The sequence below is a fragment of the Ensifer sesbaniae genome (genome assembly GCF_013283665.1).
Classification (GTDB): domain Bacteria; phylum Pseudomonadota; class Alphaproteobacteria; order Rhizobiales; family Rhizobiaceae; genus Ensifer; species Ensifer sesbaniae.
Genome location: NZ_JABEKU010000002.1, coordinates 360,900 through 387,318 on the forward strand (window position 1 = coordinate 360,900; position 26,419 = coordinate 387,318).

At 62.7% G+C, this 26,419-nt stretch carries 25 protein-coding genes; 10 read left to right on the forward strand and 15 right to left on the reverse strand.

Annotated elements, in window-relative coordinates:
- The first annotated feature begins 55 nt into the window (after positions 1-55).
- Positions 56-277 (forward strand): heavy-metal-associated domain-containing protein, encoded by a 222-nt coding sequence (locus tag BHMPCIPO_RS19500; RefSeq protein WP_173518488.1) that lies wholly within the window; start codon positions 56-58, stop codon positions 275-277.
- A 34-nt stretch (positions 278-311) separates the two neighbouring features.
- Here BHMPCIPO_RS19500 and BHMPCIPO_RS19505 read toward each other — a convergent pair whose 3' ends face one another.
- Positions 312-872 (reverse strand): c-type cytochrome, encoded by a 561-nt coding sequence (locus BHMPCIPO_RS19505; RefSeq protein ID WP_173518489.1) that lies wholly within the window; start codon positions 870-872, stop codon positions 312-314.
- 118 nt (positions 873-990) lie between these two features.
- Here BHMPCIPO_RS19505 and BHMPCIPO_RS19510 point away from each other — a divergent pair, with 118 nt between their 5' ends.
- The 3 genes from BHMPCIPO_RS19510 (at position 991) to BHMPCIPO_RS19520 (ending at position 5,205) form a co-directional block, all read left to right on the forward strand.
- Complete coding sequence (locus BHMPCIPO_RS19510; protein ID WP_173518490.1) at positions 991-1,353, forward strand: hypothetical protein; 363 nt, start codon at positions 991-993, stop codon at positions 1,351-1,353.
- A 98-nt stretch (positions 1,354-1,451) separates the two neighbouring features.
- Positions 1,452-2,903 carry a multicopper oxidase family protein gene (locus tag BHMPCIPO_RS19515; protein ID WP_173518491.1) on the forward strand — a complete coding sequence of 484 codons (1,452 nt, stop codon included), beginning with the start codon at positions 1,452-1,454 and terminating at the stop codon, positions 2,901-2,903.
- Positions 2,904-2,985: 82 nt separating this feature from the next.
- On the forward strand, positions 2,986-5,205 hold the full coding sequence (locus tag BHMPCIPO_RS19520; RefSeq protein ID WP_173518492.1) for a copper-transporting P-type ATPase: 2,220 nt from the start codon (positions 2,986-2,988) through the stop codon (positions 5,203-5,205).
- A gap of 137 nt (positions 5,206-5,342) precedes the next feature.
- Here the strand turns inward: BHMPCIPO_RS19520 and BHMPCIPO_RS19525 are convergent, their stop codons facing one another.
- The 4 genes from BHMPCIPO_RS19525 to BHMPCIPO_RS19540 form a co-directional block, all read right to left on the reverse strand.
- Positions 5,343-6,323: an extracellular solute-binding protein gene (locus BHMPCIPO_RS19525; RefSeq protein ID WP_173518493.1), complete on the reverse strand. Its 981-nt coding sequence runs from the start codon at positions 6,321-6,323 to the stop codon at positions 5,343-5,345.
- Between the two features lie 63 nt (positions 6,324-6,386).
- Positions 6,387-8,027 carry an ABC transporter permease gene (locus tag BHMPCIPO_RS19530; protein ID WP_173518494.1) on the reverse strand — a complete coding sequence of 547 codons (1,641 nt, stop codon included), beginning with the start codon at positions 8,025-8,027 and terminating at the stop codon, positions 6,387-6,389.
- The gene (locus BHMPCIPO_RS19535) at positions 8,024-9,085 is read right to left on the reverse strand and encodes an ABC transporter ATP-binding protein (protein WP_173518495.1); all 1,062 of its coding nucleotides are present in this window, start codon (positions 9,083-9,085) and stop codon (positions 8,024-8,026) included. Before BHMPCIPO_RS19535 ends, BHMPCIPO_RS19530 begins: the two co-directional genes overlap by 4 nt.
- Positions 9,086-9,117: 32 nt before the next feature.
- Positions 9,118-9,942: an inositol monophosphatase family protein gene (locus tag BHMPCIPO_RS19540; RefSeq protein ID WP_210266611.1), complete on the reverse strand. Its 825-nt coding sequence runs from the start codon at positions 9,940-9,942 to the stop codon at positions 9,118-9,120.
- Positions 9,943-10,204: 262 nt separating this feature from the next.
- Here BHMPCIPO_RS19540 and BHMPCIPO_RS19545 point away from each other — a divergent pair, with 262 nt between their 5' ends.
- Complete coding sequence (locus tag BHMPCIPO_RS19545) at positions 10,205-10,993, forward strand: DeoR/GlpR family DNA-binding transcription regulator (protein ID WP_173518497.1); 789 nt, start codon at positions 10,205-10,207, stop codon at positions 10,991-10,993.
- 301 nt (positions 10,994-11,294) lie between these two features.
- Positions 11,295-11,879, forward strand: a complete 585-nt coding sequence (locus BHMPCIPO_RS19550) for a tyrosine phosphatase family protein (RefSeq protein ID WP_173518498.1) — start codon at positions 11,295-11,297, stop codon at positions 11,877-11,879.
- Between the two features lie 120 nt (positions 11,880-11,999).
- Here BHMPCIPO_RS19550 and doeB read toward each other — a convergent pair whose 3' ends face one another.
- The 10 genes from doeB to ehuR form a co-directional block, all read right to left on the reverse strand.
- Complete coding sequence (gene doeB, locus BHMPCIPO_RS19555; RefSeq protein WP_173518499.1) at positions 12,000-13,004, reverse strand: N(2)-acetyl-L-2,4-diaminobutanoate deacetylase DoeB; 1,005 nt, start codon at positions 13,002-13,004, stop codon at positions 12,000-12,002.
- Between the two features lie 3 nt (positions 13,005-13,007).
- Entirely contained in the window at positions 13,008-14,189 is a 1,182-nt protein-coding gene (doeA, locus tag BHMPCIPO_RS19560) for an ectoine hydrolase DoeA (RefSeq protein WP_173518500.1), read from the reverse strand.
- A gap of 34 nt (positions 14,190-14,223) precedes the next feature.
- Positions 14,224-15,216: an ectoine utilization protein EutC gene (gene eutC / locus BHMPCIPO_RS19565; protein WP_173518501.1), complete on the reverse strand. Its 993-nt coding sequence runs from the start codon at positions 15,214-15,216 to the stop codon at positions 14,224-14,226.
- Positions 15,213-16,214 (reverse strand): hydroxyectoine utilization dehydratase EutB, encoded by a 1,002-nt coding sequence (gene eutB / locus BHMPCIPO_RS19570; protein ID WP_173518502.1) that lies wholly within the window; start codon positions 16,212-16,214, stop codon positions 15,213-15,215. The genes eutC and eutB overlap by 4 nt, the downstream gene beginning before the upstream one ends.
- A gap of 3 nt (positions 16,215-16,217) precedes the next feature.
- Positions 16,218-16,994, reverse strand: a complete 777-nt coding sequence (gene eutA, locus BHMPCIPO_RS19575; RefSeq protein WP_173518503.1) for an ectoine utilization protein EutA — start codon at positions 16,992-16,994, stop codon at positions 16,218-16,220.
- Positions 16,994-17,656, reverse strand: coding sequence for an ectoine/hydroxyectoine ABC transporter permease subunit EhuD (gene ehuD / locus BHMPCIPO_RS19580; RefSeq protein WP_173518504.1), 663 nt, complete (start codon positions 17,654-17,656; stop codon positions 16,994-16,996). The genes eutA and ehuD overlap by 1 nt, the downstream gene beginning before the upstream one ends.
- Before the next feature lie 2 nt (positions 17,657-17,658).
- On the reverse strand, positions 17,659-18,318 hold the full coding sequence (gene ehuC, locus BHMPCIPO_RS19585) for an ectoine/hydroxyectoine ABC transporter permease subunit EhuC (RefSeq protein WP_173518505.1): 660 nt from the start codon (positions 18,316-18,318) through the stop codon (positions 17,659-17,661).
- Positions 18,319-18,387: 69 nt separating this feature from the next.
- A complete protein-coding gene (gene ehuB / locus BHMPCIPO_RS19590; RefSeq protein ID WP_376741711.1) occupies positions 18,388-19,233 on the reverse strand; it encodes an ectoine/hydroxyectoine ABC transporter substrate-binding protein EhuB in 846 nt (281 codons plus the stop codon).
- 71 nt (positions 19,234-19,304) lie between these two features.
- Positions 19,305-20,090, reverse strand: a complete 786-nt coding sequence (gene ehuA, locus BHMPCIPO_RS19595) for an ectoine/hydroxyectoine ABC transporter ATP-binding protein EhuA (RefSeq protein WP_173518507.1) — start codon at positions 20,088-20,090, stop codon at positions 19,305-19,307.
- A 122-nt stretch (positions 20,091-20,212) separates the two neighbouring features.
- On the reverse strand, positions 20,213-21,598 hold the full coding sequence (gene ehuR, locus BHMPCIPO_RS19600) for a MocR-like ectoine utilization transcription factor EhuR (RefSeq protein ID WP_173518508.1): 1,386 nt from the start codon (positions 21,596-21,598) through the stop codon (positions 20,213-20,215).
- 102 nt (positions 21,599-21,700) lie between these two features.
- Between ehuR and BHMPCIPO_RS19605 the strand changes: the two genes are divergently transcribed.
- The 4 genes from BHMPCIPO_RS19605 (at position 21,701) to BHMPCIPO_RS19620 (ending at position 26,085) form a co-directional block, all read left to right on the forward strand.
- Entirely contained in the window at positions 21,701-22,183 is a 483-nt protein-coding gene (locus BHMPCIPO_RS19605) for an Lrp/AsnC family transcriptional regulator (protein WP_173518509.1), read from the forward strand.
- A 118-nt stretch (positions 22,184-22,301) separates the two neighbouring features.
- On the forward strand, positions 22,302-23,798 hold the full coding sequence (locus tag BHMPCIPO_RS19610) for an NAD-dependent succinate-semialdehyde dehydrogenase (protein WP_173518510.1): 1,497 nt from the start codon (positions 22,302-22,304) through the stop codon (positions 23,796-23,798).
- Positions 23,799-23,834: 36 nt separating this feature from the next.
- A complete protein-coding gene (locus tag BHMPCIPO_RS19615; RefSeq protein ID WP_173518511.1) occupies positions 23,835-25,211 on the forward strand; it encodes an aspartate aminotransferase family protein in 1,377 nt (458 codons plus the stop codon).
- A 475-nt stretch (positions 25,212-25,686) separates the two neighbouring features.
- Positions 25,687-26,085, forward strand: a complete 399-nt coding sequence (locus BHMPCIPO_RS19620; protein ID WP_246304485.1) for a hypothetical protein — start codon at positions 25,687-25,689, stop codon at positions 26,083-26,085.
- Positions 26,086-26,419: the final 334 nt, after the last annotated feature.

Consider the following 26,419-nt stretch of genomic DNA (forward strand, 5'->3'; position numbering starts at 1 on the left):
TTGCCACCGTTGGAAGCCCCACATTCACACCGGTCAAATCGAACGGAGTTTCCAAATGCACCATCTCAACATCCCCGACATGACCTGTGGGCACTGCGCCGGAGCGGTCGAGAAAGCAGTCAAGTCGGTCGACCCCAACGCCAAGGTCGCTGTAGATCTCGATGCGAAGACCGCATCGATCGACTCGGAGATCCCCTCCGATGCCTTCGTTGCCGCGATCGCAGAAGCCGGCTATCAGGCCTCCTTCAAGAAATCCTGCTGCAGCCACGTCGGATGATCCTGGTTTTGCGACGCCCGCCTGCTGCCGTTGACTAGTTGTCTTTCGTGCGGAACTTGGCGTGGCAGGACGTGCAAACCTGCAGCATCAGGTGGAAAGCGTGCTCGGCGGGCATGGACATCGGGTCGGGCATTGCCGAGTTTCTCTTGGCGAGTGGCCCGCCCATCCGCGCATCGACACCCTTCATCCGCATGTCAGGCGCAAGAACATCAGGATTGCGGTCTGCCGCAACTGAAAGCACCTCGGCGTAAGCGCCAAGTTCGGTCGCCAGCTTGTCGAATGTCGGTCGCTCTGCCTCGATATTGGCGCTGGCCTTGGAGCCCTCGGCGACGACGGGCGCCTCGAACAGTTTCGACAGGCGTTTCCCCGAATACGCCCTGATGGTTTCGGCGGCCGATTTGAACGCCTTCGCATCGTAAGGGGACGTGCCTTTGAAGACGGCGTCGATGCTCTTGGCGGCAGCCGCCACCGCCTTCATATCCCGCTGCCTCTCACGAACGACGTCATCGCCAGGCTGTGCGGTCGCAGCCGAGACCGACAAGACCGCAACCACAGCAAGAATGAGGCCGGACGATTTAACCGCATTCAAACACATTCGGGTGCCATCCTTTCATCGAGCGCCGTGCCATTGTCGCCTCTTGATCAAGGTCAAGGCGAAGCCGGCGAGCATCGCGCATTGTGGGTGAATACAGCATGAGGTGTCGGACGAAAACATGATCGCCGCCAGCCAGACCGTCCGGAAACATGCAAGAGGATTGCTTGCCGCCTTGGTCGCCATCCTGTTTCTGGTCGCGCCGATTGCCGAGGCAGCCCCCATCGCATGCGAGCCACACGTTGCCGGCAGCGAACATGTCATTTCCTCACAGGGGAAAGCCGATCTCCGTGGCAAGACCGAAACAGGCGATCATAAAGCATGCTGCAAACGCATCTGCAGCCTGTGCAACACGCTTTTCCCGGCCCCTACCTTCGGTGCAATCACCCTGAAGTCGGGCGGGCACCGGGACCTCGCCCCCCAACCGCCCATCGCCGGCATCATCTCCCGGCCGCCCATCGGCCCTCCTCGACCCACCGGATGAGCAGGCCAGCCGCCGTTGGGCGGTGGCCCTCCGCGGCCGCGCCCGCTTGGCGCGGCCTTCGCCGGCATTGCCCGGCATGGAACAAGAGGTCAATGAGCATGAAACGCCGTGAATTCCTGGGCGGGCTGATGTCGGGCGTCGCAGTCGCCGCATCGGCTGCCGCCCTACACCCAAGCAGAAGCTGGGCTGAGGCCAGCAAGGCAACATCTTCGGGCGCGGGCGCGCGCTCGCTTGCAATCACAAAACGCGTCATCGAGGTAAACGGCAGAGCCGCCGACGTCTTCGGGCTTCTCCAACCGGATGGCACCGTCGGACTGACGCTCGACGCCGACAGCCCGTTCGACGTCGCGCTTTCAAACCAAGGCGGCGAAGCGACGCTCATCCATTGGCATGGGCTCGCCCCGCCATGGGACATGGACGGTGTACCGGACAATCCTGCAGCACTCCTGAAGGCAAAGGAGACCCGGCATTACGCGTTTCCGGTCGGTGCGGGCGGCACGCACTGGATGCATGCGCATACGCTCCAGGAACAGAACCTGCTCGCCGCGCCTCTGATCGTGCGAACCGCCGACGACAGGCAGCGCGACGAGCAGGAAGTCGTTATCCTGCTGCACGACTTCTCCTTCACGCCTGCCGAGGAACTGCTCGCCAAGCTGAAGGGATCGTCAGCCGGTCATGGGATGGACCACGGCGCGATGATGAAGAACATGGCATCCAATATGCAGGGAGGCGGGATGGCGATGCCGGGCATGGCCGCCATGGATCTGAACGACATCGAGTATGACGCCTACCTCGCGAACGACCGTACGCTCGATGATCCGGAAGTCGTCGCCGTCGAAAACGGAGGACGGATCCGCCTGCGCATCATCAATGGCGCAACGGCCACCGCCTTCACGGTCGACACCGGCGCCCTGACCGGACAATTGATCGCGGTCGACGGCCAGTCGGTGCAGCCGGTTTCCGGGAACCGTTTCCCGATTTCCATGGGCCAGCGGCTCGATATCCGGCTTGAGCTTCCGAAGTCAGCAGAAGCCCAACCCATCCTCGCGCTGCGGGAAGGAAGTGACCATCGTACAGGCATCATCCTGGCGCAGTCAGGGGCAAAGATCGCCAAGATTGCATCGCGTGGGAAGGAGCCAGGACCGGTGGTCGGGCTCGACCTCGAAGAGCGGTTGGCGGCCGTCGCGCCCCTTTCCGCTCGTCCTGCAGACCGTCGGTTCGAGTTGACCCTGACGGGCAGCATGAGCGGCTACGACTGGCGGATCGAGGTTGGCGACGGCCTTGGCGTCCGCGAAGGCGAAAGGATCGAGATCGCCATGCGCAACATGTCGATGATGTCCCACCCGATGCATCTCCACGGTCATCACTTCCAGGTCGTCGACATAGGTGGAAAGGTGCTCGGCGGTGCCGTGCGGGATACCGTTCTCCTGCCGCCGATGGGAAGCGTGAAGGTCGTGTTCGACGCCAACAATCCGGGCCGCTGGCCGCTCCACTGCCATCACCTCTATCACATGGCATCGGGAATGATGTCCTTCGTCGCCTACACGTAACGAGGGTGAGACGGCCCGGAAGGCGGGGAGGCGCCGGGCCCTATCCTTGATATCGGCGAGTACCGTTTACGGAGACGCTCCAATGGACGACCATAAGCATCACCACCGACATGAAGGTCACGACCATCATCATGCCGAAAAGAGGGCGGCACCTGCCAAAGCCGCAGACAAGCAAAGCTCGGAGCAAGAGGGGGTGATCTACACATGCCCCATGCATCCGCAGATACGGCAAAACGGCCCTGGCAACTGCCCGATCTGCGGCATGGCCCTCGAACCCGAAGTCGTCACCGCCGACGCGGGGCCCAGTCCAGAGCTTGTCGACATGCGCCGGCGGTTCTGGATAGGGTTGGTCCTGACGCTGCCTGTGCTGGCGCTCGAAATGGGCGGTCACCTTACAAACCTGCATATGCTGCTCGGTGTCCAGACTTCGAACTGGCTGCAGTTCATCCTGGCGACCCCGGTCGTCCTTTGGGCGGGCGCTCCTTTTTTCGAACGGGCCTGGCAATCGATCGTCACCCGGCACCTCAACATGTTCACGCTGATCGCGATGGGCACGGGCGTCGCTTGGATTTACAGCGTCGTCGCAACCGTCGCTCCCGGTCTGTTTCCGACTACGTTCCAATCCGGCGAAGGGGCCGTTGCGATCTATTTCGAGGCGGCCGCCGTCATCACCGTGCTGGTGCTCCTCGGGCAAGTGCTCGAACTGCAGGCGCGCGAGCAGACCGGCGGCGCGATCCGGGCGCTTCTCGACCTGGCGCCGAAAACCGCCCGCATCATCCGCAGCGATGGAACCGAAGAGGATGTGGAACTCGAGGCCGTCGCCGTCGGCGATAATCTGCGGGTGCGTCCGGGCGAAAAAGTCCCGGTCGACGGCACCCTCGTCGAAGGCCGCAGTTCAGTCGATGAATCGATGATCACCGGGGAGTCGATGCCCGTCACCAAGGAAGTCGGGGCAAAACTGATCGGTGGTACGATGAACCGGACGGGCGGCTTCGTCATGGAGGCTGGCAAGGTCGGCAGGGATACCATGCTGTCTCGGATCGTCCACATGGTCGCCGAGGCGCAACGCTCTCGCGCCCCGATCCAGCGGCTCGCCGACGAGGTCTCCGGCTGGTTCGTGCCTGTCGTCATCCTGATCGCCGCTGTCGCTTTCGCAATATCGATGCTGGTCGGCCCGGAGCCGCGCTTCGCCCATGGGCTGGTCGCGGCAGTCGCGGTGCTGATCATCGCCTGCCCCTGCGCTCTCGGCCTTGCAACACCGATGTCGATCATGGTCGGCGTCGGTAAGGGTGCCGGCGTCGGTGTGCTGATCAAAAACGCCGAAGCGCTCGAGCGCTTCGAGAAGGTCGATACGCTGGTGGTCGACAAGACCGGCACCCTGACCGAGGGCAAACCCAAGGTTACCGAAATCGTCGCCGTCAGCGGGGTATCCGAGGACGAATTGCTGCGGCTGGCCGCTACGCTGGAGCGCGCGAGCGAGCATCCTTTGGCAAGCGCCATCGTCGACATCGCCAGCGAGCGCAATGTGAAACTCGGATCTGCCGAGGACTTCGACAGTCCGGTCGGCAAGGGCGTGACCGGCGTCGTCGATGGCCGCAGGCTGATCATCGGCAGTCATCGGATCATGTCCGACGAAAAAGTCGATGTCTCCGCCCTCTCGCAGAAAGCAGAAGACCTGCGCAGCGAAGGAGCAACCGTCATCTTCGCCGCCATTGACGGTCGCCTGGGCGGACTGTTTGCAATTTCCGATCCGATCAAGTCGACGACACCTGCAGCGGTCGAAGCGCTGATCAAGGACGGCGTGCGCGTGGTGATGCTCACAGGGGACAACAAGACCACCGCCAGTGCGGTCGCCCGCAAGCTCGGCATCAAGGAGGTCGAGGCGGAAGTGCTCCCGGAACACAAGAGCGAGATCGTCGCTCGCCTGCGCAAGGAAGGCAGGATCGTCGCCATGGCGGGTGATGGCGTCAACGACGCCCCTGCCCTTGCCGCCGCCGACGTCGGCATCGCCATGGGAACCGGGACCGATGTGGCGATCGAAAGTGCTGGCGTGACGCTGCTCAAAGGCGATCTGCAAGGCATCGTCCGGGCGCGGCGGCTCAGTCACGCGACGATGGCGAACATCCGGCAGAACCTCTTCTTCGCCTTCATCTACAACGCCGCCGGCGTACCCGTTGCGGCGGGCATACTCTACCCTGCCTTCGGGCTTCTGCTGTCGCCGATCATCGCAGCCGCCGCCATGGCGCTTTCGTCCGTCAGCGTGATCGGCAACGCCCTTCGATTGAGGAGCGCGCGAATCTGAGGCCGTAGCTCGTCGACGGCCGCCCCGGTTGACTGCAGGACGGCATGCGGACGGGAGAACGTCCGCATGCCGTCTCCCGCAGGCAAGGAAACCGGCGCAAGCTTTGCAGGGACCGGCCAGCCTCCTTGCGCAGGCTGCTATTTGCTCGAACCGGCTTTCGGCAGGGTCGCCCACTCAGCGAGGAACGCATCGCGGTTGCGAGCCGCCTCTTCCTCGTCAATCTTGACGACCTTGATCGAAGCGAGTTCCGGCAGCTTGACGTAATCGGAAACCTTGATGTCCATTCGGCTCGGGCGACGGAACGCCACCTTCAGCAATTCGATCTGCGCCTCCTTGGAAAGCAGCGCGTCAATCGCCTTCTTGGCCACTTCTCCGGCCGGCGCGCCTTTTATCAGCGCCGCATATTCCGGCGTCGTGAATGTGCCGGAAGACGGATAGACGATACTGATTTCCGTCTGGCCACCGTCGACATAACTGTAGCTGTTGGTCTCGAATGTAACCCCGGCTGCGTATTCACCCATGGCTACGCCCTTCGGCACGGCTGACGAGGAACTGCTGACGACGACGTTGCTGACCAGGCCCTTGTAAGTCACCTCGTCGAGCAGTTTCGACAGACCCCAGACGATCGTATAGCCGGTCGAGCTATTAGCCGGATCGGGAAGAATGATCCGTCCTTTCCAGACCGGATCGGCGAGATCCTTCCAGTCGGCAGGCGGCGCTGTTCCGTTCAACTGGTCAGTGTTGACCATTACCGTCACGACATGGACGTTGGCCGGCTGGAAATAGTCGTCAGCAACGCGCAGTTCCTTTGGCATGGCCGCAAGTTCCGGTGAGGCATAGGGTTCCAGCGCGCCTTTGAACGCCCCCATCGTATTGGCCGAAGAGGACCAGAAGACGTCGCCCTGGGGCGCGGCCTTCTCCGCCTCGACGCGGCGCAGCAGCACGCCGCTGCCGCCGGTAATGACACCGGTCGGCGTGCCCGCCTTCTCCTGGATGACGGCCTGTACGGCCTCAACGGCCGGCATGGGGTTGGTGGTATAGATCACCGGATCGGCCGCGCTGGCGCTCGTTGCCGCCAGGCAAGCGAAAAACATGGGCGTTGCAATTCTTACTGTCATGACAGTTCCTCTCTCTTGGTTGGCACCCGACGCGTCCCTCGCGCGATCGGCTTTGGCTTGGCCTCACTTGGAGGCAAACAGGTCGACCTTGAACATCGTCGTGGCGATGACCACCGGCACCAGGATGACGGCGACCAGCACAAGGCCATAGGCGGAGGCGTAGGCCATCAATCCGGAGTCGATCAGCCGAAAGATCTGGATCGGCAAGGTCTCGCGGCCGCCGGAATAGACCAGCAGCGAAGCCGACAGCTCGGATACGGTCGTCGTCCATGTCAGGATCGCGGCGGAGGCGACAGCGGGCAGCATCATCGGCAGCACGACGCGCAGGAAGGTGCGCAACGGTGGCGAGCCAAGGCTGATGGATGCCTCTTCAATCGAGTTTGGTATGTTGTGCAGGATCGCCTGGCCGTTACGCATCCCGAAGGGCATGCGGCGGATGACGTAGGCGAGAACGATGATCGTCGACGTACCCGTCAGTGCCAGGAAACCGTCATTGAAGGAAGCAAGAAGCCCGACACCGAGAACCGTGCCTGAAAGCGCGAGCGGTATTGCCGAAACATAGTCGATGAATGGTGTCACCAGGTTCGACTTCTTGACGACGAGGTAGCTGACAAGCGTGCTGAACATGACAGAGATGAGCGTTGCGACACCGGCGTAGAGGATCGAATTGACCAGCGGTCCAGGAGCGGTGATGAAAACGCGCGCCATGTTGTCGAGCGTCCACTCTCCCCAGCGCAGAACCGGCCCGCGCGAGGCAGTGAAGGCACCAACCGCGATCGTGACGAGCGGCAGGAGGGAAACGGCGACAACGATGCCGCCCGAAGCACTGACGAGGACACCATGCATGCCCCGAAGCGGTTGTGGCTTGGCTCCTCGGCCTTGGACGATTTCGAAGCGCCCTTTGGCGATAATTCGCCGGTTCAAAAAAAGTACCGCCATGACGATCAGCACGGAGGTGCTGGCAAGCGTGCTTTGCATGGTGAGGTTCGTCGCCCCCTCCGCCACGGCCGCCTGGTAGATCGCGACCGAAAGCAGTGGCACGTTGTGGCCGAGGATCGTCGAGATCGCGAAATTGCCGACCACCATGGTGAAGACGAGCAGCGTCGAGGCCAGGATGGCTGGCCGGATAACCGGCAGCATCACATGGAGCCGGGAGCGAAGCGGCGCCGTTCCGAGACTCTGGGCGGCCTCTTCCAATTGCGCATCGAATTTGCCGATCGCCGCCACCGTGCCGATGTAGACATAGGTGTAGTAGATGAAGCTCATCGAGGTGATGAGACCGAACCAGCCGTAAAAGCTCGGCAAAAGAATGCCGTAGCCCTTCAGGAAACGGGTGACGACGCCGTTGTTGCCAAGGATCATCAACCAGGTCTGCGCCGTTACCACCTCCGGAATGACGAGGGTAATCAGGGGCAGAAGCGTGATCAGCAGCTTGCCACGAAAACGATAGCGCGCCGAGACATAGGCGAGCGGCACGCCGATCAGTGTCGAAAACAGCGTGACGATGCAGGCGAGCACAAGCGTGTTGCCGATAGCGGCGAGGCTGTGTCCGTCCCCGACGAGCTGGAGCCATCCGGAGCGCCCCTCGCCGAGAAAACTCGCGGTGAAGACATAGAGCAGCGGGTAAAGGACGAAGACCCCGAGAAGACCGAGGGCAAGGGCGGAAAGCCAGGGCCAGGGAGAGCGAAGAGCAGAAGCGTTCATGACCGGATCACCCGAGCGGCGGCCGGATCGAAGCCGAGGTGCACACTGGCGCCCGGTTGAAATGCATCGTGCCCCGCACCATGCATTTCCGCGTTGAGGACGAGGCCGCCGGCGCATTCGACGCTGTAGCTCGTTCGGGAGCCGAGATATTGGCGGCCGCGCACGACGGCCGGAAGCGATTGCAGACCAGAAACGACCGTGGCCGAAATCTTGAGGTCTTCGGGCCGCAAGACGAGGAGGCCGCGTTCGGCCGGGCCGTTCAGCGAATCCGTCGCGAGCAGCCGGCTGCCGGCGACATCAACCTCGACGCGTCCCGAGGCAGCAGCGCGGACGGGCACCTCGGTCCGGTTTGCCGCGCCAACGAAATCCGCCACATAGCCAGTGCGCGGTGTCGCATAGATCTCGTGTGGCGTACCAAGCTGTTCGACCTTGCCTCTGTTCATGACGCCAATCAGGTCGGACATCGACAACGCTTCCTCCTGGTCGTGCGTCACGAAAACCGTGGTGATGTTGGCCTCTCGCTGCAATTCGATGATGGTCTCGCGGATCTGGACCCTGAGCTTGGCATCGAGGTTGGAAAGCGGCTCGTCCATCAACAGCACCTGAGGCTTGATGACGAGCGCGCGGGCAAGCGCCACGCGCTGGCGCTGACCACCAGAAAGAGCGGCGGGATGCCGGGAAAGAACATGCCCGAGACCGACGCGATCAAGCGCAGCCTTGACCTTGCGCGCCGCGCCTTCGCCCTTCTCGCCGCGAGCGCGCAGACCGTATGCGACATTCTCGGCCACGGTTTTGTCCGGGAAGAGCGCATAGTCCTGGAAGACCATCCCGATCGCCCGCTTGTGTGGTGGCAGCTCGGTGACATTCCGTCCACCGAAACGAATTTGGCCTCCGCTTGCCGGCGCAAAGCCCGCGATGGTGCGCAAGAGCGTGGTCTTGCCGCAGCCGGACGGGCCGAGCAGCGTAAAGAAGCAGCCCTCCGGAATATCAAGGGAAAGTCCGGATATGACGGTCTCAGCCCCATACCGAACCGAGAGGTTGGAAATTGCTATACCCATAGGTTCCCCTTCTTTTTTATGATCGCGTCGCCTCAGTCCCGCGGGCCGGCCAACAGGTCTGCGGCGGGTCTGAGATCTGCGATGATTTCGAGCGCCTGCCGGTGAATGCGCGCGTCACCCGCCCCCAATAGTTGCCCCGAGCTTTCGAGTGTCAGCGGTTCGCCGAACCAGTCGGTGACGATGCCGCCCGCCCCCTCGACAATCGGCCGGAATGGCGCAAAATCGAAAACCTTCTGGCCACCATCGAGTGCAAGATCGGTCCTCCCGTCGGCGAGCAGACCGTAGTTCAGGCTCGCCCCCCCGTAGACGCGGGCGCTGGTGACGGAACGCAGTCGGTCGAGAGCAGGGCGCTCATGCGCAGCCAGATAGTCCTGGTTGCTGTTCGTCATGATTGCCTGGGCCAGCGACGGACAGTTCCGCACGCTGACAGGCGCGCCGTTGCGCGTCGTCTGCCGGCCGTCGGCGCCGATCCAGCGTGAATCGATCGCCGGAATATCGATGATGCCGATGCGTGGTATACCGGCGACGGCGAGCGCGATCAGGGTGCCATAGACGGGCATTCCGGCAATGAAGGCCGTCGTACCGTCGATCGGATCGAGCACCCATACGTACTCGCTGCCCGGGCGGACCCACTCCCGCTCCTCGCCGATTATGCCATGCGCGGGGTAGCGCGTGGTAATCATGCTGCGAAGCCGATCCTCGATCAGCATGTCCATCGCTGTCACCAGGCTGCGATCCGGCTTCACCGAGGCATCGAAGCGAACCGCGCCATTTTCCCTGAGCACGGCACGGGCGACATCCGCCAATTCGGCAGCGAATGCCACATACTGGCCTTCTATGAGGGGGGTGCTGCTCATTCTCGCATCGACACTTTCCCGGTTCTTGGCAGCCGACATCGCTCCCGCAGCATGTGCGAGCTCGTTGCCGGACAATGCTTCCGACCGATTGAAGGGTTTTCTCCAGCCGTTTCTGGCCTTTGTTTCTCCTACCTACATGCGATCGGCGTTTGTGGCAATATGTGTTTTTAGTGGCATTATGTGTTTTTGTGCGACAACCTGCATGGCGCTTGTGGCAATACGAGGCATCGCGTATCTAGCTTGCGCAAAGGGAGATGGGACGATGTGGCAAGAAGAGCGCCAACAGAAAATCCGTTCACTGCTTGCGGCCTACGGCCAGGTGTCGATCGATCGCATCGTCGAGGATTTCGGCGTGTCGCGCGAAACGATCCGCCGTGACTTCATGGAAATGGAACTGGCCGGGGAGTTGCGCAGGGTGCGCGGCGGGGCTGTACCTGTTGCGCGCGAGGACACGACCTTTGGCGTCCGCATAACCCAGCGGCTCCAGGAGAAACGGGCAATTTGCGCGGCGGCGTTGAGCTTCCTCGAAAGCGGCCTGACGGTCTTCATGGATGCCGGCTCGACAAGCTCGACGATGGCCGAGGCGCTTGCCGGGCCGACCGGGCTTACCAATCTCACCATCCTCACCAATTCCATTGACGTCGCAAGCCAACTGACCGAGCGGTCAGGCGAACTTTCACGTGGCACGCGCGTCATCCTGCTTGCCGGCAACGTGAAGCAGGATCCGTTGGAAACCTACGGCGAGGCGACGATCAACGACATCCAAAGGTATCGGGCGGATGTCGCACTGCTCGCCCCTTGGGGCGTCGATGCCACGATGGGCGCGATGAACTACTTCCTGCATGGCGCGGAGATTGCGCGTGCGATGGTCCGCAACGCCGGCCGGACGATCATCCTTGCCGACCACTCCAAGATCGGGGTGGTCAGCCGTTCGGTCTTCTGCGAGACGCGCGAGATGGCCCACCTCATCACCGACGCAAAAGCGCGGCAAAAGGCTGGTTTCGAGGCACTTTGGACCGCAGTGCCCGGCCTTATCGTTGCAGGCGAGTAATTCGCCTTGAACGTGGGTTTTCGCCGAGCCGGCTAGGTGGCGAAAAACTGATGTAGCTTTCGTACATTTCGAACATCGAGATTGCCAAGAAGGCCGGCGCACGTATAGTTTCCATCTTCCCTGGCGGCTTCGTCGTCGCCTCCCTCGCCGATGGAAACATCAATCTCAACGCCTGCCACGCGCCGACCCATCCCTCATCATGCCGACGCCCCCGATGTCTGTGATGCTCGACGTGCTCTTTGTCCTGCTCGCACGCAAATGCGAGGCAGACGCTTCATGAAACCGATGCTAGGATATGGACATGGAAACGATCCTTTCTCCAATGCTGACCGTTTGCGGTATCGAGGAACTACCGGGTCAGAGCAGCCGAAACGTGACCCATGTTCTGTCGATCGTCGACCCGGAACTCCCGGAGCTGGAAGCTTTCGACGCCTACGGTGAGCATTACCGCACGATCTTGCGCTTCCACGATATCATTGAGGCGGCGCCAAACCGGGTGATGCCTCGCCCGGACCATGTGGAAGCCATCCTTCGCTTCGGTACAGATTTCCTGATGCGTGAAGATCGGGAAGCCGCCAGCCATGTGCTGGTTCATTGCCACATGGGCGTATCACGCTCGACGGCAGCCATGCTGACCCTGATGGCGCAGGCAAATCCGGAGGAGTCCGGTGAAAAGCTCTTTGCCCGCCTCGCCGCAATCCGCCCCCAGGCCTGGCCGAACTCCCAGATGATCGTCTTTGCCGATGAACTGCTCGGGCGCGCGGGCGAGCTCACCACTGCACTCGGCCGCCATTACGGCCGCCAGATCAAGAGCCGCCCGGAGTTCAGCGATTGGATGACGTCCCTCGGCCGTCAGGCCGAACTGCAGATGGCCATCCACGACTGACGGCTGAAGGCGCACCCCTCGTCCGGCATCACCCGCAAGGGCAGCTAACGCGGACCCGCTTCCGTCGACGGGTCCGCCGATGGACGGCACCTGCAAGGACCAGTAGGTGCGCTTCCGTCCTCATGTCTCGACGGCAAGCACGCTGACGCAATCGCCGGCCTTGACGAGCCCGGGGAAGTGACGGGCCGCGAGGATGCCATCCATCTTCGCCTCGACGTCCAGTGGTCGAACGCCCGTGCGGCCGATGGGATAGATACGGGCGACAACCTCCCCCTTCTTCACCTGATTGCCGAGATCGAAGAGCGGTTCGATGAGGCCGGCGTCCTCGGCGAAGGAAAAGCAGTTTTCATCCGGCATGTCGAGCCAGGTGGTCGTTGCACTTTCAACAGCCCCCTTGAGGATACCGGCCGCCCTCAACACGTTCGAAACGCCTGTCTTGGCGATGCGAGCGCTTTTGGCCGTGGCCGTCCCCCCTCCGCCAAGCTCTGTGGTGACGAAGATCTTGCCCATCTCCTCCGCTGCCGTGTCGTACATGCCGACGGCGTCGATCTCCAGCATCTTCATCGACCACGGGGCGCCGAAGGCGCTGACGAGGTCGAAGGCTTTTGCCTCTTGCGCCTTGTCGGGCAGGATATGGGCGGCGCAGAAGGGCAGGAAATCGAGCGTCTTGCCGCCCGAATGGAAGTCGAGCACGATGTCGGCGAGCGGCAGCAGGGTGCGCTGGAAATAGTCGGCAATCTTCTGGGTGACTGTGCCGTCCGGCGCACCCGGAAAGCTGCGGTTCATATTGCCCTTGTCGATCGGCGAGGTGCGCGTGCCGGCGAGAAAGGCCGGATAGTTCATCGCCGGCACGATGATGACCCGGCCTGTCACGTCCTCGGCCTTCAATGTGCGGGCGAGATCGAAAAGCGCGATCGGCCCCTCATATTCGTCGCCATGGTTGCCGCCGGTGAGAAGGGCCGATGGGCCCTCCCCATTCTTGACGACCGTGACCGGAATCATCACCGAGCCCCAAGCGGAATCGTCGCGACTGTACGGCAGACGCAGAAAACCGTGCTGTACGCCTTCGGCCACAAAATCGACCGTGGAGCTGATCGGCGAAGGACGAAATATGAGGTCCCGCATGGCTCAATCCTTCACGAGAAGCTTGCGCGGCACATTGGCGAGGCACTCGACGCCGGTCCCGGTAATCAAGATGCTTTCCGTCGTCTCGAAACCCATGTCCTCGAGCCAGAGCCCCGTCATGAAGTGGAAGGTCATGCCCGGCTTCAGTTCGCTCCGGTCGCCGGGACGCAGGCTCATCGTGCGCTCGCCCCAGTCCGGCGGATAGGAAACGCCGATACCGTAGCCCGTGCGGTTATCCTTCACGATGCCGTATTTCTTGAGCACGGCGAAGAAGGCGTTGGCGATATCCTCGCAGGTATTGCCGGGCCGCGCCTTCTCGAGGCCCGCTTCCATGCCTTCGAGCGTTGCCTTTTCGGCGTCGAGGAAAGCTTGTGTCGGCTTGCCGAGGAAGACGGTGCGTGAGAGCGGCACATGGTAACGGTGGTAGCAGCCGGCGATCTCGAAGAAGGTGCCCTCGCCGGATTTCATCGGTCGATCATCCCAGGTCAGGTGCGGCGCGGAGGCCTCTACGCCCGAGGGCAAGAGCGGCACGATCGCCGGATAGTCGCCGCCGATGCCGTCCACGCCACGCGTCCCGGCATCGTAGATTTCCGCGACGAGGTCGCACTTGCGCATGCCGACCTCGATCTTGTCGAAGATGCGCTCATGCATTTTCTCGACGATCTTCGCGGCATTGCGCATGTAGCGGATTTCCGCCTCGCTCTTGACCGCGCGCTGCCAGTTGACAAGCGCGGTCGCGTCGACGAAGCGGGCATTCGGCAGGTGTTTCGTGAGCGAGGCGAAGGCGGCGGCGGAAAACCAGTAATTGTCCATCTCCACGCCGATCGTCAGCTTGTCGAGGCCACGCTCGGCGAGTTTGGCCGAGAGATAGTCCATCGGATGGCGCTCGGTGGACTGCACGTAGTGGTCCGGATAACCGATGATGTTCTCGTGTTTCAGATAGGCGGTGAATTTGGCGCCGTTGGCATCCTGCCCGCGGCCGTACCAGATCGGTTCGCCCGTCGGCGGAACGACGACGCATTGGTGCACGTAGAAGGACCAGCCGTCATAGCCGGTCAGCCAGTTCATGTTCGACGGATCGCTGACGATCAAGACGTCGATACCCTTGGCTTCCATGGCAATGCGCGTTTTTTGAAGACGCGCTTCATACTCCGGAAGTGAGAACTTCAGGTTCGCTTGTTTCATCGGTTTTTCCTCTATACCCGGCGAAAAGCCGGTCTCAACTCTCGAAGATCGTGCCGGCGCCCGCCGTTGCCGCGCGGGCGGCAGCAAGTGTTGCGATGGCCGTATCCTGAATGCCCGTGCCGGTAAGGTCCGCCACGGTGATCTCATCGGGGCCGCTGCGGCCCGGCTTACGCCCGGCGATGATCTCGCCGAGTTCGGGGAAGATCGCGCTGTCCTTCACAAGGCCCGCCTCTATGGCATGATGCAGTTCGCCGAGCTTGCGCGTCTGCTTGAGGCTATCGGCGACATAGAGGCCGGCGCCGGCAATCACGGCGGGCTCGATCTCATTTTTGTGCTCAGCATCCGAACCCATGGCCGTGACATGCTGGCCAGGCTGGAGCCATTCGGCCTTGAGCACCGGTGTTTCCGAAGGGGTCGTGGTAACGACGATGTCGGCGCCATCGACCGCTGCCCTGCCATCGACTACTGTGCGAACGGGAAAACCGAGGCTCCTCGCCAGCTCCGTTGCCGCGGCTTCGGCCTTTGCTGCGTCCCTCGCCCAGATGCGGGCTTCGCGGATCGGCCGCACCAGCCGTAAGGCTTCGAGCTGAAGCCTGGCCTGCATGCCGGCGCCGAAGATGGCAGCAACCGCGGCATCCGGGCGCGCGAGATGCCGAGCCGCGACCGCGCCGGCGGCCGCGGTGCGCACATCCGTCAGATAGCCATTGTCGAGCAGCACGGCCTGTACCAGGCCGGTCTTCGTCGAAAGCAGCACCATCAGGCCGTTGGTGCTCGGCAGGCCGATCTTCGGATTGTCGAAGAAGCCGGGGCTGATCTTGATGGCAAAACCGTCGAGGCCCGGCACATAGGCGGTCTTCACATCCACTTCGCCGCGCGCTTCGGGCATGTCGAGCCTGAGGATCGGCGGCATGGCGACTGCCTTGGTGGCGAGCGCGTGGAACGCTTCCTCCACACAGGCAATGGCTTCAAGATCGAGCGGGACGATGCGCCGGAGTTCCGCCTCGGTGAGAATTTTCATCGTCGTCATGCCGCTGTCTCCTGCAACGCATCGGCACTCCCATTGATGACCCGCCGGTGCAGGTCCATGTCCACATTGCGACCGGAGAGGATCACCGCCACCGGCCCGTCCAGTCGGCCGAGCCGGTCGGAAAGCAGCGCCGCGATGCCGACGGCCCCGGCCCCCTCGATCACCTCGCGCTCCTCGGCATAGGCATGCCGCATGCCGGCCGCGATCTCGTCTTCCGAAAGCAGGATCACCCCTTCCAGCAGAGCGCGGCACATCTTAAAGGTCACGGCATTGTCAAGGCCGATGCCGCCGCCCAGCGAATCGGCAAGGCTTGCCACTTCCTCGACCTGCACCGGCCGCCTGGCATCGAGGCTGGCCTTCATCGCCGCGCCGCGCTCCATGGTGAGACCGATGACGCGGGTTTTCGGCAAACGCCCTTTCACCGCCGCAGCAACACCGGCCGCAAGCCCACCGCCGGAAAGCGGCACAAGAACCGTTGCCACATCCGGCATTGCCTCAACGATCTCCAGGCCGAGCGTGCCCTGCCCCGCCACGACGGCTCGATCGTCGAAGGGCGGCACCATGACGAGGCCGTCTTCGGCCACCAGCCGGTCGACCTCGACCTGCGCCTCGTCCTGCGATTTGCCGACGATGCGGACATTCGCGCCAAGCCGGCGGATTTCCGAAACCTTGTTGTCAGGCACGAGCCGCGACATGCAGATCGTCGCGACCGCGCCTTCCGACTTGGCGGCATGGGCAAGCGCCCGGCCGTGATTGCCTGTCGAAGCGGCGACGACGCCCCTCGCCCGCTCTTCCGGCGTCAGCGAAAGCACCGCGTTCGTCGCGCCGCGCAGCTTGAAACTACCCGTCGTCTGATGGTGTTCGAGCTTGAGGCCGACAGGCACGCCACAGCGTTCGGAAAGCGAAGAGGAAGGCACGAAGGGCGTATGCAGAACCCGGCCCTTGATACGCCGGGTCGCCTGTTCGATATCCGCCAATGTCACGGGAAGGTTCGACATGGGTCACCGGTCCGAATAGGCAAGCGTCATCAGGCGGCCGCGCTCCGGTCGCACCGTCTCGTCGCCGCAAAGGCGCAGGCAGGCCCAGGCGGTGGCAAGGTTGCTGGTGACGACCGGCTTGCCGATCGCAGCCTCGATTTCGGCTGCCACCCCCGCCGCGCGAACCGCCGTGCAGGAGATGAAGAGTGCGTCGCTATCGGGCGCAGTCGCTTCCTTCGCGAAGGCAACGATTTCCTCCGGGGAAATGCGTGCCATCTCCCGATCGTCGGTGAGGCCAAGGCAGGTGAAGCGGGCGAGGTCGAAGCCGAGTGCCAGGAAGTAATCGGCCATCGGCTTGCTGGTTTCGATCGTGTAGGGCGTCAGCACCGCAATCCGCTTCGCGCCGAAGGCCCTGAGGCCCGAGGCAGCAGCAGCCGTCGGCGTGACGACGGCGGCGGTGGGCTTGGCGGCCCGGATGGCCGCCCGCACCTCCGCGTCGCCTATGACGACGGAGGCGGAGGTGCAGGAATACATGACGACGTCGAGAGGTTCGTCCGGCAGGATCAACGCAGCCGCCGATGTCAGCGAGGGCTGCATGGCGCGGAGGTTTGCCGGCGTCACCGGGTTGGCGTAGGGGATGCGGGTCGCGTAGACGCCGATCCGCTCGTTCGCCACCATCCGCTGGAAGTCCACTTCCGTCGTGTGGTCGGTCGCAAGGGCGATCAGGCCGACGCGTTTGTCGAGCGGGCGATCGTCCAATTTCGGCGCTCGCGCGGCGAGCTTAAGGTCGAGCGTCTGCATCAGTGTTCCTCCACCCGGGCGTAACGGTCCTCCAGCCAGCGCAGGAAGACGACGGAGATCAGGCTCATAATCAGGAAAAACACACCGACCAGCGTCATCGGCTCGATATAGCGATAGCTGCTGTTGGCGACGCTTTTCGCCTGATTCATCAGTTCGAGCACGGTGATGGCCGAGAGCAACGGCGTCTCCTTGAACATGGCGATGAGATAGTTGGCGAGCGCCGGGATCATTGGCGGGATCGCCTGCGGCAGGATGACGTGGATCCAGGTCTGGCGTCCCGTGAGGTTCGTCGCCTTCGCCGCTTCCCATTGACCGCGCGGCACGTTCTCGATGCCGGCGCGGTAGACCTCCGCCGCATAGGTGCCGTAGTGCAGCCCGAGCCCGATGATGCCGGCGAGCAATGCCGGCAGCCGAATGCCGATGTCAGGCAGCACATAGAAGATGAAATAAAGCTGCACGAGCAGCGGCGTGCCGCGAATGAACTCCACGACGAAAGCCGTGGCGCGGGCGATCGGCTTTGGCGCAGTCATGCGCAGGATGGCAAAGACGAGGCCGATGGCGGCGGCGAGCGCCGCACCGAACACGGTGGCCAGAATGGTGATCTTCAGGCCCTCGATAAGGGTCGGCATGATTTCCCAGACGAAGTTCCAGTCCCATTCCATCGTCAGGTCCTCACGCCATCGAGGCCGCGTGTAACCCGGCGTTCCAGCCAGCGCATGCCGTAGGAGATGGCAAGCGCCATCAGGAAGTAGAGCACGAGGATCGTTGCGAAAGGAACGAGCGTGCTGCCGGTCTGGGCGCGCACCACCTGCGCCTGGAAGGTCATGTCGGTCAGCGAAATCAGCGAGACGACGGCCGTGCCCTTCAAAAGTTCGATCGCATTGTTGCAGAAGGTCGGAAGCATCAGCGGCAGGGCCTGCGGAAGAATGACGTAACGCATCGACTGATAACGCGAGAGATTGAGGGCAATGCAGGCTTCGCGCTGCTCACGGCCGATCGCCTTGACGGCGCCGCGTACGACTTCGGCCCCATAGGCACCGACATTCAGCCCCAGCGCCAGGACACCCGCTTGAAGCGGCGACAGCGTGACTCCGGCGAAAGGCAGGACGAAATAGACCCAGAAAAGCTGGACGAAGATCGAAGTACCGCGGAAAAATTCGATATAGGTGGTAGCGAGCGCGCGAACCGCCAGGAAGCGGCTGACGCGCCCGAGGCCGGCGACGAACGCCATGACGAGAGCGAGCACGGAGCCGAGCACGGTGAGCTCAAGCGTCACGAGCGCACCCTGCAGGATCAGTCCTATGTAACCGGGCCAATCGGTCATCGTTCTTCCATATAGCAAGGAGATGGCTGCCTCTCCCCGAACTGGGGAGAGGTCGGATTGCTGCGGCGCTTACTTGGCGGCGCAGAGCTTCTCGCGTGTCGTTGACATCGCGGCCGCAGCCGAGAAGCCATAGGGTTCGATGATCTTGGCGAACTCGCCCGACTTCTTGAGCTTGGCGAGTTCCACGTCGAAGGCGTCGCGCAGCGCTTCGTCACCCTTCTTGAAGGCCGCGCCGTCGCAATAAACCGGCGCGCCTTCGACCGGCGCCACGACTTCGACACCGGGATCGTTCGCCTTGGCGACGAGATCGTTGATCGAAAGCACCGGCAGCGAATAGACGTCGATACGGCCATCCTGCAGCATCTTCAGTCCGCTCTGGCCATCCGGCACGACAATGACGCGTTCGCGCGGCACGCCAGCTTCAAGCGCGAGCTTCTCTTCCGTACCGCCACCGGGCGCCCCGATCTTGGCATCCGGATTGTCGGCGATATCCTTGTAGCTCTTGAGCTTGAGCGGGTTGCCCTTCTTCAGCGCGAAGGCCTCGGCGTCACAGAGGATCGGCTCGGAATAGGCGACGGCGGCGCAACGTTCCGGCTTCATGAAGAGGCCGGCGGTGATGACATCGTGCCGGCCGGCCTGAAGACCCGGGATCATCGCGCCATATTCCGAGATCGAGGCAACGATGTCGTTGACGCCGAGGTGCTTGAAGACCTCACGCGCCACATCAGGTGCAGCACCTGAAACCTTGCCGTCGGCGGCGACCGCCGTGAAGGGCGGTTCGTTCGCGATCGCGACACGGGCGAACCCCTGTTCCCGCAGTTCCTCAAGCTTGCTGTCGTCGGCCGAAGCGGGCGCCGCGGCGACAATCGCCGTCAGGACGCCCGCGCCGGCGGTCATGGTCAAAAAGGTCCGCATGCTCATTGTTCCGAACTCCTCTCGCTGTCCCTGTTGTTGTTTGGAGCATTGTTTCCGGGTGACGAAACCACTCAGACGCGGTGCCCTGCCGCGATGATCTTGCGCAGGAAGGTCTGCGTGCGCTCCTGCTTGGGATTGCGGAAAATCTCGTCCGGCTTGCCTTCCTCGACGATCTTGCCGCGATCAAAGAAGAGGATGCGGTCGGCAAAATCATGGGCGAAGCCCATCTCATGCGTGACGAGCAGCATGGTCATGTCGGTCTCGACGGCGAGCTTGCGCATGACGTTCAGCACTTCTTCGACCAGTTCCGGGTCGAGCGCGGAGGTGACCTCGTCGAACAGCATGATCTTTGGCGAGAGCGCGAGCGCACGGGCAATGGCAACGCGCTGCTTCTGTCCGCCGGAGAGTTGCGCGGGCATGCTCTTCGCCTTGTCGGCCATGCCCACCATGTCGAGAAGTTCCATCGCCCGTTTCTCGGCGGCCGCCCTTGCCACGCCTTTCGTCAACATCGGAGCCAACGTGACATTGTCGAGAACGCATTTGTGCGGGAAGAGATTGAAGTGCTGGAAGACCATGCCAATCTTCTCGCGCATCCTGTGAAGATGGCGGTCGTCGGCGGGCGCGAGGCTGCCATTCTTCGGTATGTGATAGAGCTGGTCGCCATCGACCTCGATATGGCCGCCGCTGATCGCCTCCAGCGTCATGAGAATGCGCAGGATCGTCGTCTTGCCGGAGCCGGAAGGGCCGATGAGCGCCAGCTTTTCGCCTGGCAGCACCTCCATCGACAGACCGTCGAGTACGGTCAAGGGACCGTAGCGCTTGGTGATGTTGTCGATGCGGATGATCGGCGCGACCATGCATGTCTCTCCCTGTTGAGACAAGTGATGGAGCAACGATGCGCGGCAATCGAAATCATGTCAATCCGAATAATAATATCAGTACAATTATTGTTGTACTGCCCAATTGGCAGGCATCTTCCTCAGATCGCGAGCAGCAGCGCCTCCGGGTTTCCGCTGGCCAAAGAGGCGAGAATGCCGAGGCCAGTACGCAGTTCCTGCTCGGTCGTCGAGCCGAGCGAAATGCGCACCGCCGGATGCCAGCCCTGGTCCGCGGTGCGGAAAGAAGAGCCAGGCGCGATCGCAACGCCGCGCAGACGTGCCTGAGAAACGAAACCTTCTTCCGTATGCCCTTCCGGCAGCGGCAACCAGACATGCAGGCTCTGCGGGTGGGAACAGTGAGGCAGGCCCGCAAGGGCCTCCTCCGCAATGGCATGGCGAACGGCGAGCGCCCGCCGTTGCCAGTTGACGAGCTCCATTGCCGTGCCGTCGCTGACCCACAGCGTCGCAATCTCCGCGATCGAGGGCGTCGCCATCCAGTTGGAGACGAGGTGTCGGTTGGCGACGGCCGCGACGTAGCGGTCCGGCGCAGCAAGATAGCCGATGCGCAGGCCCGGCACCGTGATCTTAGTGAAGCTCGTGACGTAGAGAGTGCGCTCCGGCGCATAAGCCGCGATCGGCGGTGCCCGCCCCTCCACCAAGGGCCCCAGAATGTCGTTCTCGATGATCGCGATATCGTGGCGCCGCGCGACCTCCGCGAGCGCCTGCCGACGCTCGGCACTCATCAGCGCCGCGGTCGGATTGATCACCGAAGGCTGGAGAAATACGGCACGGATGACACCCTTGCGGCAGGCCTCGTCAAGCGCCTCAGGAACCATCCCTTCGCGGTCGATCGGCAAACCTTCGAGGTGGAGGCCGAGATAGGTGGACAGCGGAACGAGCGTGTGATGGCTGATCGCCTCCGTCGCAACGGTGGAACCGGGCGGCGCAACGCTCATCAGCGCGACCGTCATGCCCGAGGTGGCACCGTTCGTGAGGCTGATGTTGAGCGGTGAAATATCGAGGCCGCAGCGCGCCAGCCAGTCGGCCGCGACATTGCGATGGCGCGGGAAGACCATGTTCGGCCGGAAGGAGAGCGCCGAACTCGAGGGCAGGTTTTCCGCCAGCCACCCGAAGGCCCCCCGCATGCGCTCCAGGTGGAGCTGCTCGCAGACGGGCTTAAGGATCGAGAGATCGACCAGCTCGCCGAGCCGCTCGGGCAAATAGGGCGGCTCGGGTTCCTTCGGCCTTGTCTGAACGAAGGAACCGCGCCCGATCTCGCCGGAAATGAGCCCGCGCCGAATAAGCTCGTCATAGGCGCGACTGACGGTTTGCACGGAAAGCTTCAGGTCGTCGGCAAGCTTTCGATGCGGCGGAAGGCGCGTCCCGTTCGGCAAATGGCCTTCCTGGATGGCGCGGGCGATCTGCTCGGCAAGGGAGAGATAGGCCGGCCGGCGCAATTGGGATATGTCGGGTCGCCAATTTGTCATGATTTTAACAGTGCGCAAAATCAGTTCAATTGACAACGCCAAAATGCCTTCCCATTGTCTTTTTCTCCACTTTGACGTGATCTTCGCCCGGAGGGCGCCGGAATGAAACTCGACGCCATTGACCTGCGCATCCTCGAAGCGATTCAGCAGAACGGGCGAATTACCAAGCTGGCACTGGCGGAAAAGGCGGGCCTTTCACCAACCCCTTGCTGGCTGCGCCTGCGAAAGCTGGAAAAGGCGGGCATCGTGACGGGCTATCATGCCCGCGTCGCCGTGCGGCGCGTCGCACCGGTCGCCAGCGTGATGATGGAGGTGACGCTCGCCAACCATCGGCAGGCGGATTTCGAACGATTCGAGCGGGCAGTCGCGGCAACGCCTGAGATCGTCGCTTGCTGGTCGGTCGGCGGCGGCGTCGATTACATCCTGAAGATCATGGCGCCCGACATCGACGCCTATCAGCGCCTCGTCGACAGCCTGCTCGACCGCGAACTCGGCATCGACCGTTACTTCACCTACATCGTCACCAAGACGGTGAAGGAGGAGACCGTACTGCCGCTCGAGACGCTGCTTCCCGCCTCTGAATAGAGAGATTGTCTACGACCGCACCTGTCTTTGGCTCAAGTCTCTGCCGACCACCCTGGCTATAGACAATCTGTCGCCGTTGCTCTGGCAGACTTCCTTTACACAACAAGAGGAGGCCGCCATGACCGCCGTATTTGCCCGCACAACCTTTCACGACGCCCTCAGCCGCCTTGCCGACCCGCACCTCTTACGGGAGCTTTCCTATGTCGGGGGCCGCTGGATCGCCGGTCGTGAAGGCGCGAGCTTCAAGGTTACCGATCCTGCCTCCTCGGCAACACTCGCCTGGGTCGCGGCCCTCGATGCCGAGCAGACCGGAGAGGCCATCTCGGCCGCCGCCGATGCGCTTGGCGCCTGGCGCAGCATGCTGCCGCAACAGCGCGCCCAGATCCTTCGCAGATGGCATGCCCTGATGCTGGAAGCCCGCGAGGACCTTGCGCTCTTGATGACGCTGGAACAGGGCAAGCCGCTTGCCGAATCCCGCGGCGAGATCGACTACGCGGCGTCGTTCATCGAGTGGTATGCCGAAGAAGGAAAACGGCTTAACGCCGAAGGCGTCACCAGCCACCTTCCCGGAGCCGAGATGATCATCCGCCGCGAGGCCCTCGGCGTGGTCGGCATCGTGACGCCATGGAATTTTCCCTCCGCCATGATCACCCGGAAAGCGGCGGCCGCACTTGCTGCCGGCTGCACCGTCGTTGCCCATCCCTCCAGCGAAACACCGCTTTCAGCACTCGCCCTTGCCGAACTCGGCGAACGAGCCGGCATTCCAGCCGGTGTCTTCAACGTGGTGACGGGAGACGCCGCCACGATCGTCAGGCGCATGAATGCCGATCCGCGCATTCGCGCCATGAGCTTCACCGGGTCGACGGAAATCGGCAAGCTGATTGCGAGCCAGTGTGCATCGACCATGAAGCGGCTGATCATGGAACTCGGCGGCCATGCGCCGTTGATCGTCTTTGCCGATACCGACATCGGGAAGGCCGTCGACATGGCAATCGCCGCAAAATTCGCGACGTCCGGTCAGGACTGCCTTGCGGCGAACCGCATCTATGTCGAGCGTTCCGCACTCGCGGACTTCACGGCGGCCTTCAAGGCGCGCGTCGAAGCGCTGAAGGTTGCTTCAGGCCTTGAGCCGGGTGTCGAGATCGGCCCGCTGATGCACGAGCGCGCCATCGCGAAGGTCGAAGAACAGGTCGCCGATGCGGTGAAGCGCGGCGCAAAACTCCTGACCGGCGGCAAGCGCCACCGGACAGGCACGCTCTTCTACGAGCCGACGCTTTTGACTGATGTACCCGACGATGCGCTGATCATGCGTGAAGAGACCTTTGGCCCGGTTGCCGCCATCACCGCCTTCGACAGCGAGGACGAAGTGATCGCCCGCGCCAACGACACCGACTACGGCCTCGTCGCCTATGTCGTGACCGAGAACGGCGCACGCCAGTTTCGCCTTGGCCGAGCGCTCGAATACGGAATGGTCGCGATCAATCGCGTGAAGATCACCGGCGCGCCAGTCCCCTTCGGCGGCTGGAAACAGTCGGGTCTCGGCCGCGAAGGCTCGCGCCACGGCATCGAGGCCTTCACCGAACTCAAATATCTCTGCATCGACACGGCCGCCTGAGCCCGGGCGCCACATCCATACGCGAAAGGAAAGACCATGCTCGACAGAAGCAACGAACTCACGGCCTGGGACCGCGATCACTTCTTCCACCCATCCACGCATATGGGCATGCATGCCCGCGGCGAGACGCCGACCCGTGTTATCGGCGGCGGTGAAGGGGTCTATATCACCGACACGAACGGCAGGACGAGCCTCGACGCCTTTGCCGGCCTCTATTGCGTCAACGTCGGCTACGGCCGTCAAAAGATCGCCGATGCGATTGCCGCGCAGGCCAAGAACCTCGCCTATTATCACGCCTATGTCGGCCACGGCACGGAAGCCTCGATCACGCTTGCCAAGATGATCATCGACCGTGCGCCTGAGGGCATGAGCCGCGTCTATTTCGGTCTCTCTGGCTCGGATGCCAACGAGACCAACATCAAGCTGATCTGGTACTACAACAACATCCTCGGCCGGCCGGAGAAGAAGAAGATCATCTCGCGCTGGCGCGGCTACCACGGCTCCGGCGTCATGACCGGTTCGCTGACCGGCCTCCATCTCTTCCACAACGCTTTCGACCTGCCGCGTGCGCCGATCCTGCACACCGAAGCGCCCTATTTCTTCCGCCGCCCGGACCGCTCGATGGATGAAAAGCAGTTCTCGCAGGATTGCGCCGACAAACTCGAAGAGATGATCCTGGCCGAAGGCCCGGAGACGATCGCCGCCTTCATCGGAGAGCCGATCCTTGGCACTGGCGGCATCGTGCCGCCACCGAAGGGCTACTGGCAGAAGATCCAGGCCGTGCTCGAAAAATACGACATCCTGCTCGTCGCTGACGAGGTCGTCACCGGCTTCGGCCGGCTCGGCACGATGTTCGGCTCCGACCACTACGGCATGCGGCCCGATCTCATCACCATTGCCAAGGGTCTCACTTCGGCGTACGCGCCGCTTTCGGGTACGATCGTCTCGGACAAGGTGTGGCAGGTGCTGGTCCAAGGCTCCGACGAGCTGGGCGCAATCGGCCACGGCTGGACCTATTCCGCCCATCCGATCTGCGCGGCCGCGGGCGTTGCCAATCTCGAGCTGATCGATGAGTTGGGGCTCGTTGAGAATGCTAGCGGCACGGGTGCTTATTTCCGCTCCGAACTGACGAAAGCGCTTGGCGGCCACAAGCATGTGGGCGAGGTGCGCGGCGACGGATTGATGGCCGCGATCGAGTTCGTCGAGGACAAGGACGACCGGATCTTTTTCGACCCGGCAAAGAAGGTCGGCCCGCAGGTCGCGGCAGCCCTTCTCGAACGCGGCGTCATCGGCCGCGCCATGCCGCAAGGAGATATCCTCGGCTTCGCACCACCACTCTGCCTCACAAGCGAAGAGGCAGACATCGTCGTGAAAGCAGCCTCTGACGCGATCACGTCCGTGCTCGGCTCGTAGTAAACCCGGCGAGCACGAAACCGTGACAAATGAGGCGAGGCCCAATGGCGCGATCGTGCGTTCCCAATCCTCGCCTGCCCGGCCGCGCGAGCGGCCGGGCCTAAGCTCGAATCTGGTCGAGACACTCCCGGATTATCCTTCCCTTGAGTCCCCTCCCCGTCTGCTGTATCGCAAGCAACGATATCCATCGCCGCGACGATGACCTATCCGGCGTCTGCAGGACCCGCCCCTCCGGGCGCGCTGCACGATCTTCCCAAAACATCAGGACGAGGACCATTCCCCCGCTCGTGCCCGCTGCCTGACCAGGCGTCTTGGCAGCGAAAAACTGTCCGTCTTTGCGCTAGTTCAAAGAACCCGGCCCCACTTGCTCTTAGGCTCGACGCCGAGAGTGCCGGATCGAGCTTGCCCAGAGGCGGAAGTGCCGCCACGCAACCTTGGACATGGAACAAATGCAATGCGAACAGCGGACCCTGCGATGACATTGGCCCAAACCAAGGAGGAGATCAGCGGCGCGATTGGGCGCATGCATGGTGCGGTCCTGAGCAGCGCAATCGACTGCGAATGCCGAGACCGCGTGGGCAAGGCGCTGCGCGACCTCGAAAGGCTCGAGCGAGAGCGGATCGAGCGGAACCTGCTCGCCGCGGCCGGCGGGCAACGCCAAAGGATCGAAGCGCTTCTGGAACTGCTTGGTGATTTCGACCCGAACGAAACAGACGCGATTGACGATGGCACCCTGGCTGAGGCGGGCCTGCTCTTCGCCGATATCGCTGCAGCCGCAGAGTTGGGGTCCCATCTGCTACGACAGTCGCGCCAGGTGCGCCATTCATGCGAGGTGATGCAGGAGGCTACCGATCGTGCCGCGTCCGAAGAGTGATCTTCGCACAGTTCAATTTGAAGGGTTTCAGCGACGCGAGGCCTCACAGCGGAGCCGGTCCAGGGACGCGCTACTGGACATCGCCATGTCTCAAACAATTGCACTCGGAGAAATGAGTGTGGTTCTTGAAACGCTGCAAGACGATAGCGGTGCCGGCGGCTCTGACTGGCGCTGACGCGGCCAGCCCTCCGGCGATTGCGCCGCGAATCTGGCGCGCAAAATCAGTTGGCAGCGAGATTCTCATGCCTGCGCACTATCCCCTCAGCGACGTCGATGGGCCTACCAGTGGTCGGGAGTTTCGTACCCATATGACCCGTGCTATCTTCCAGCCAGG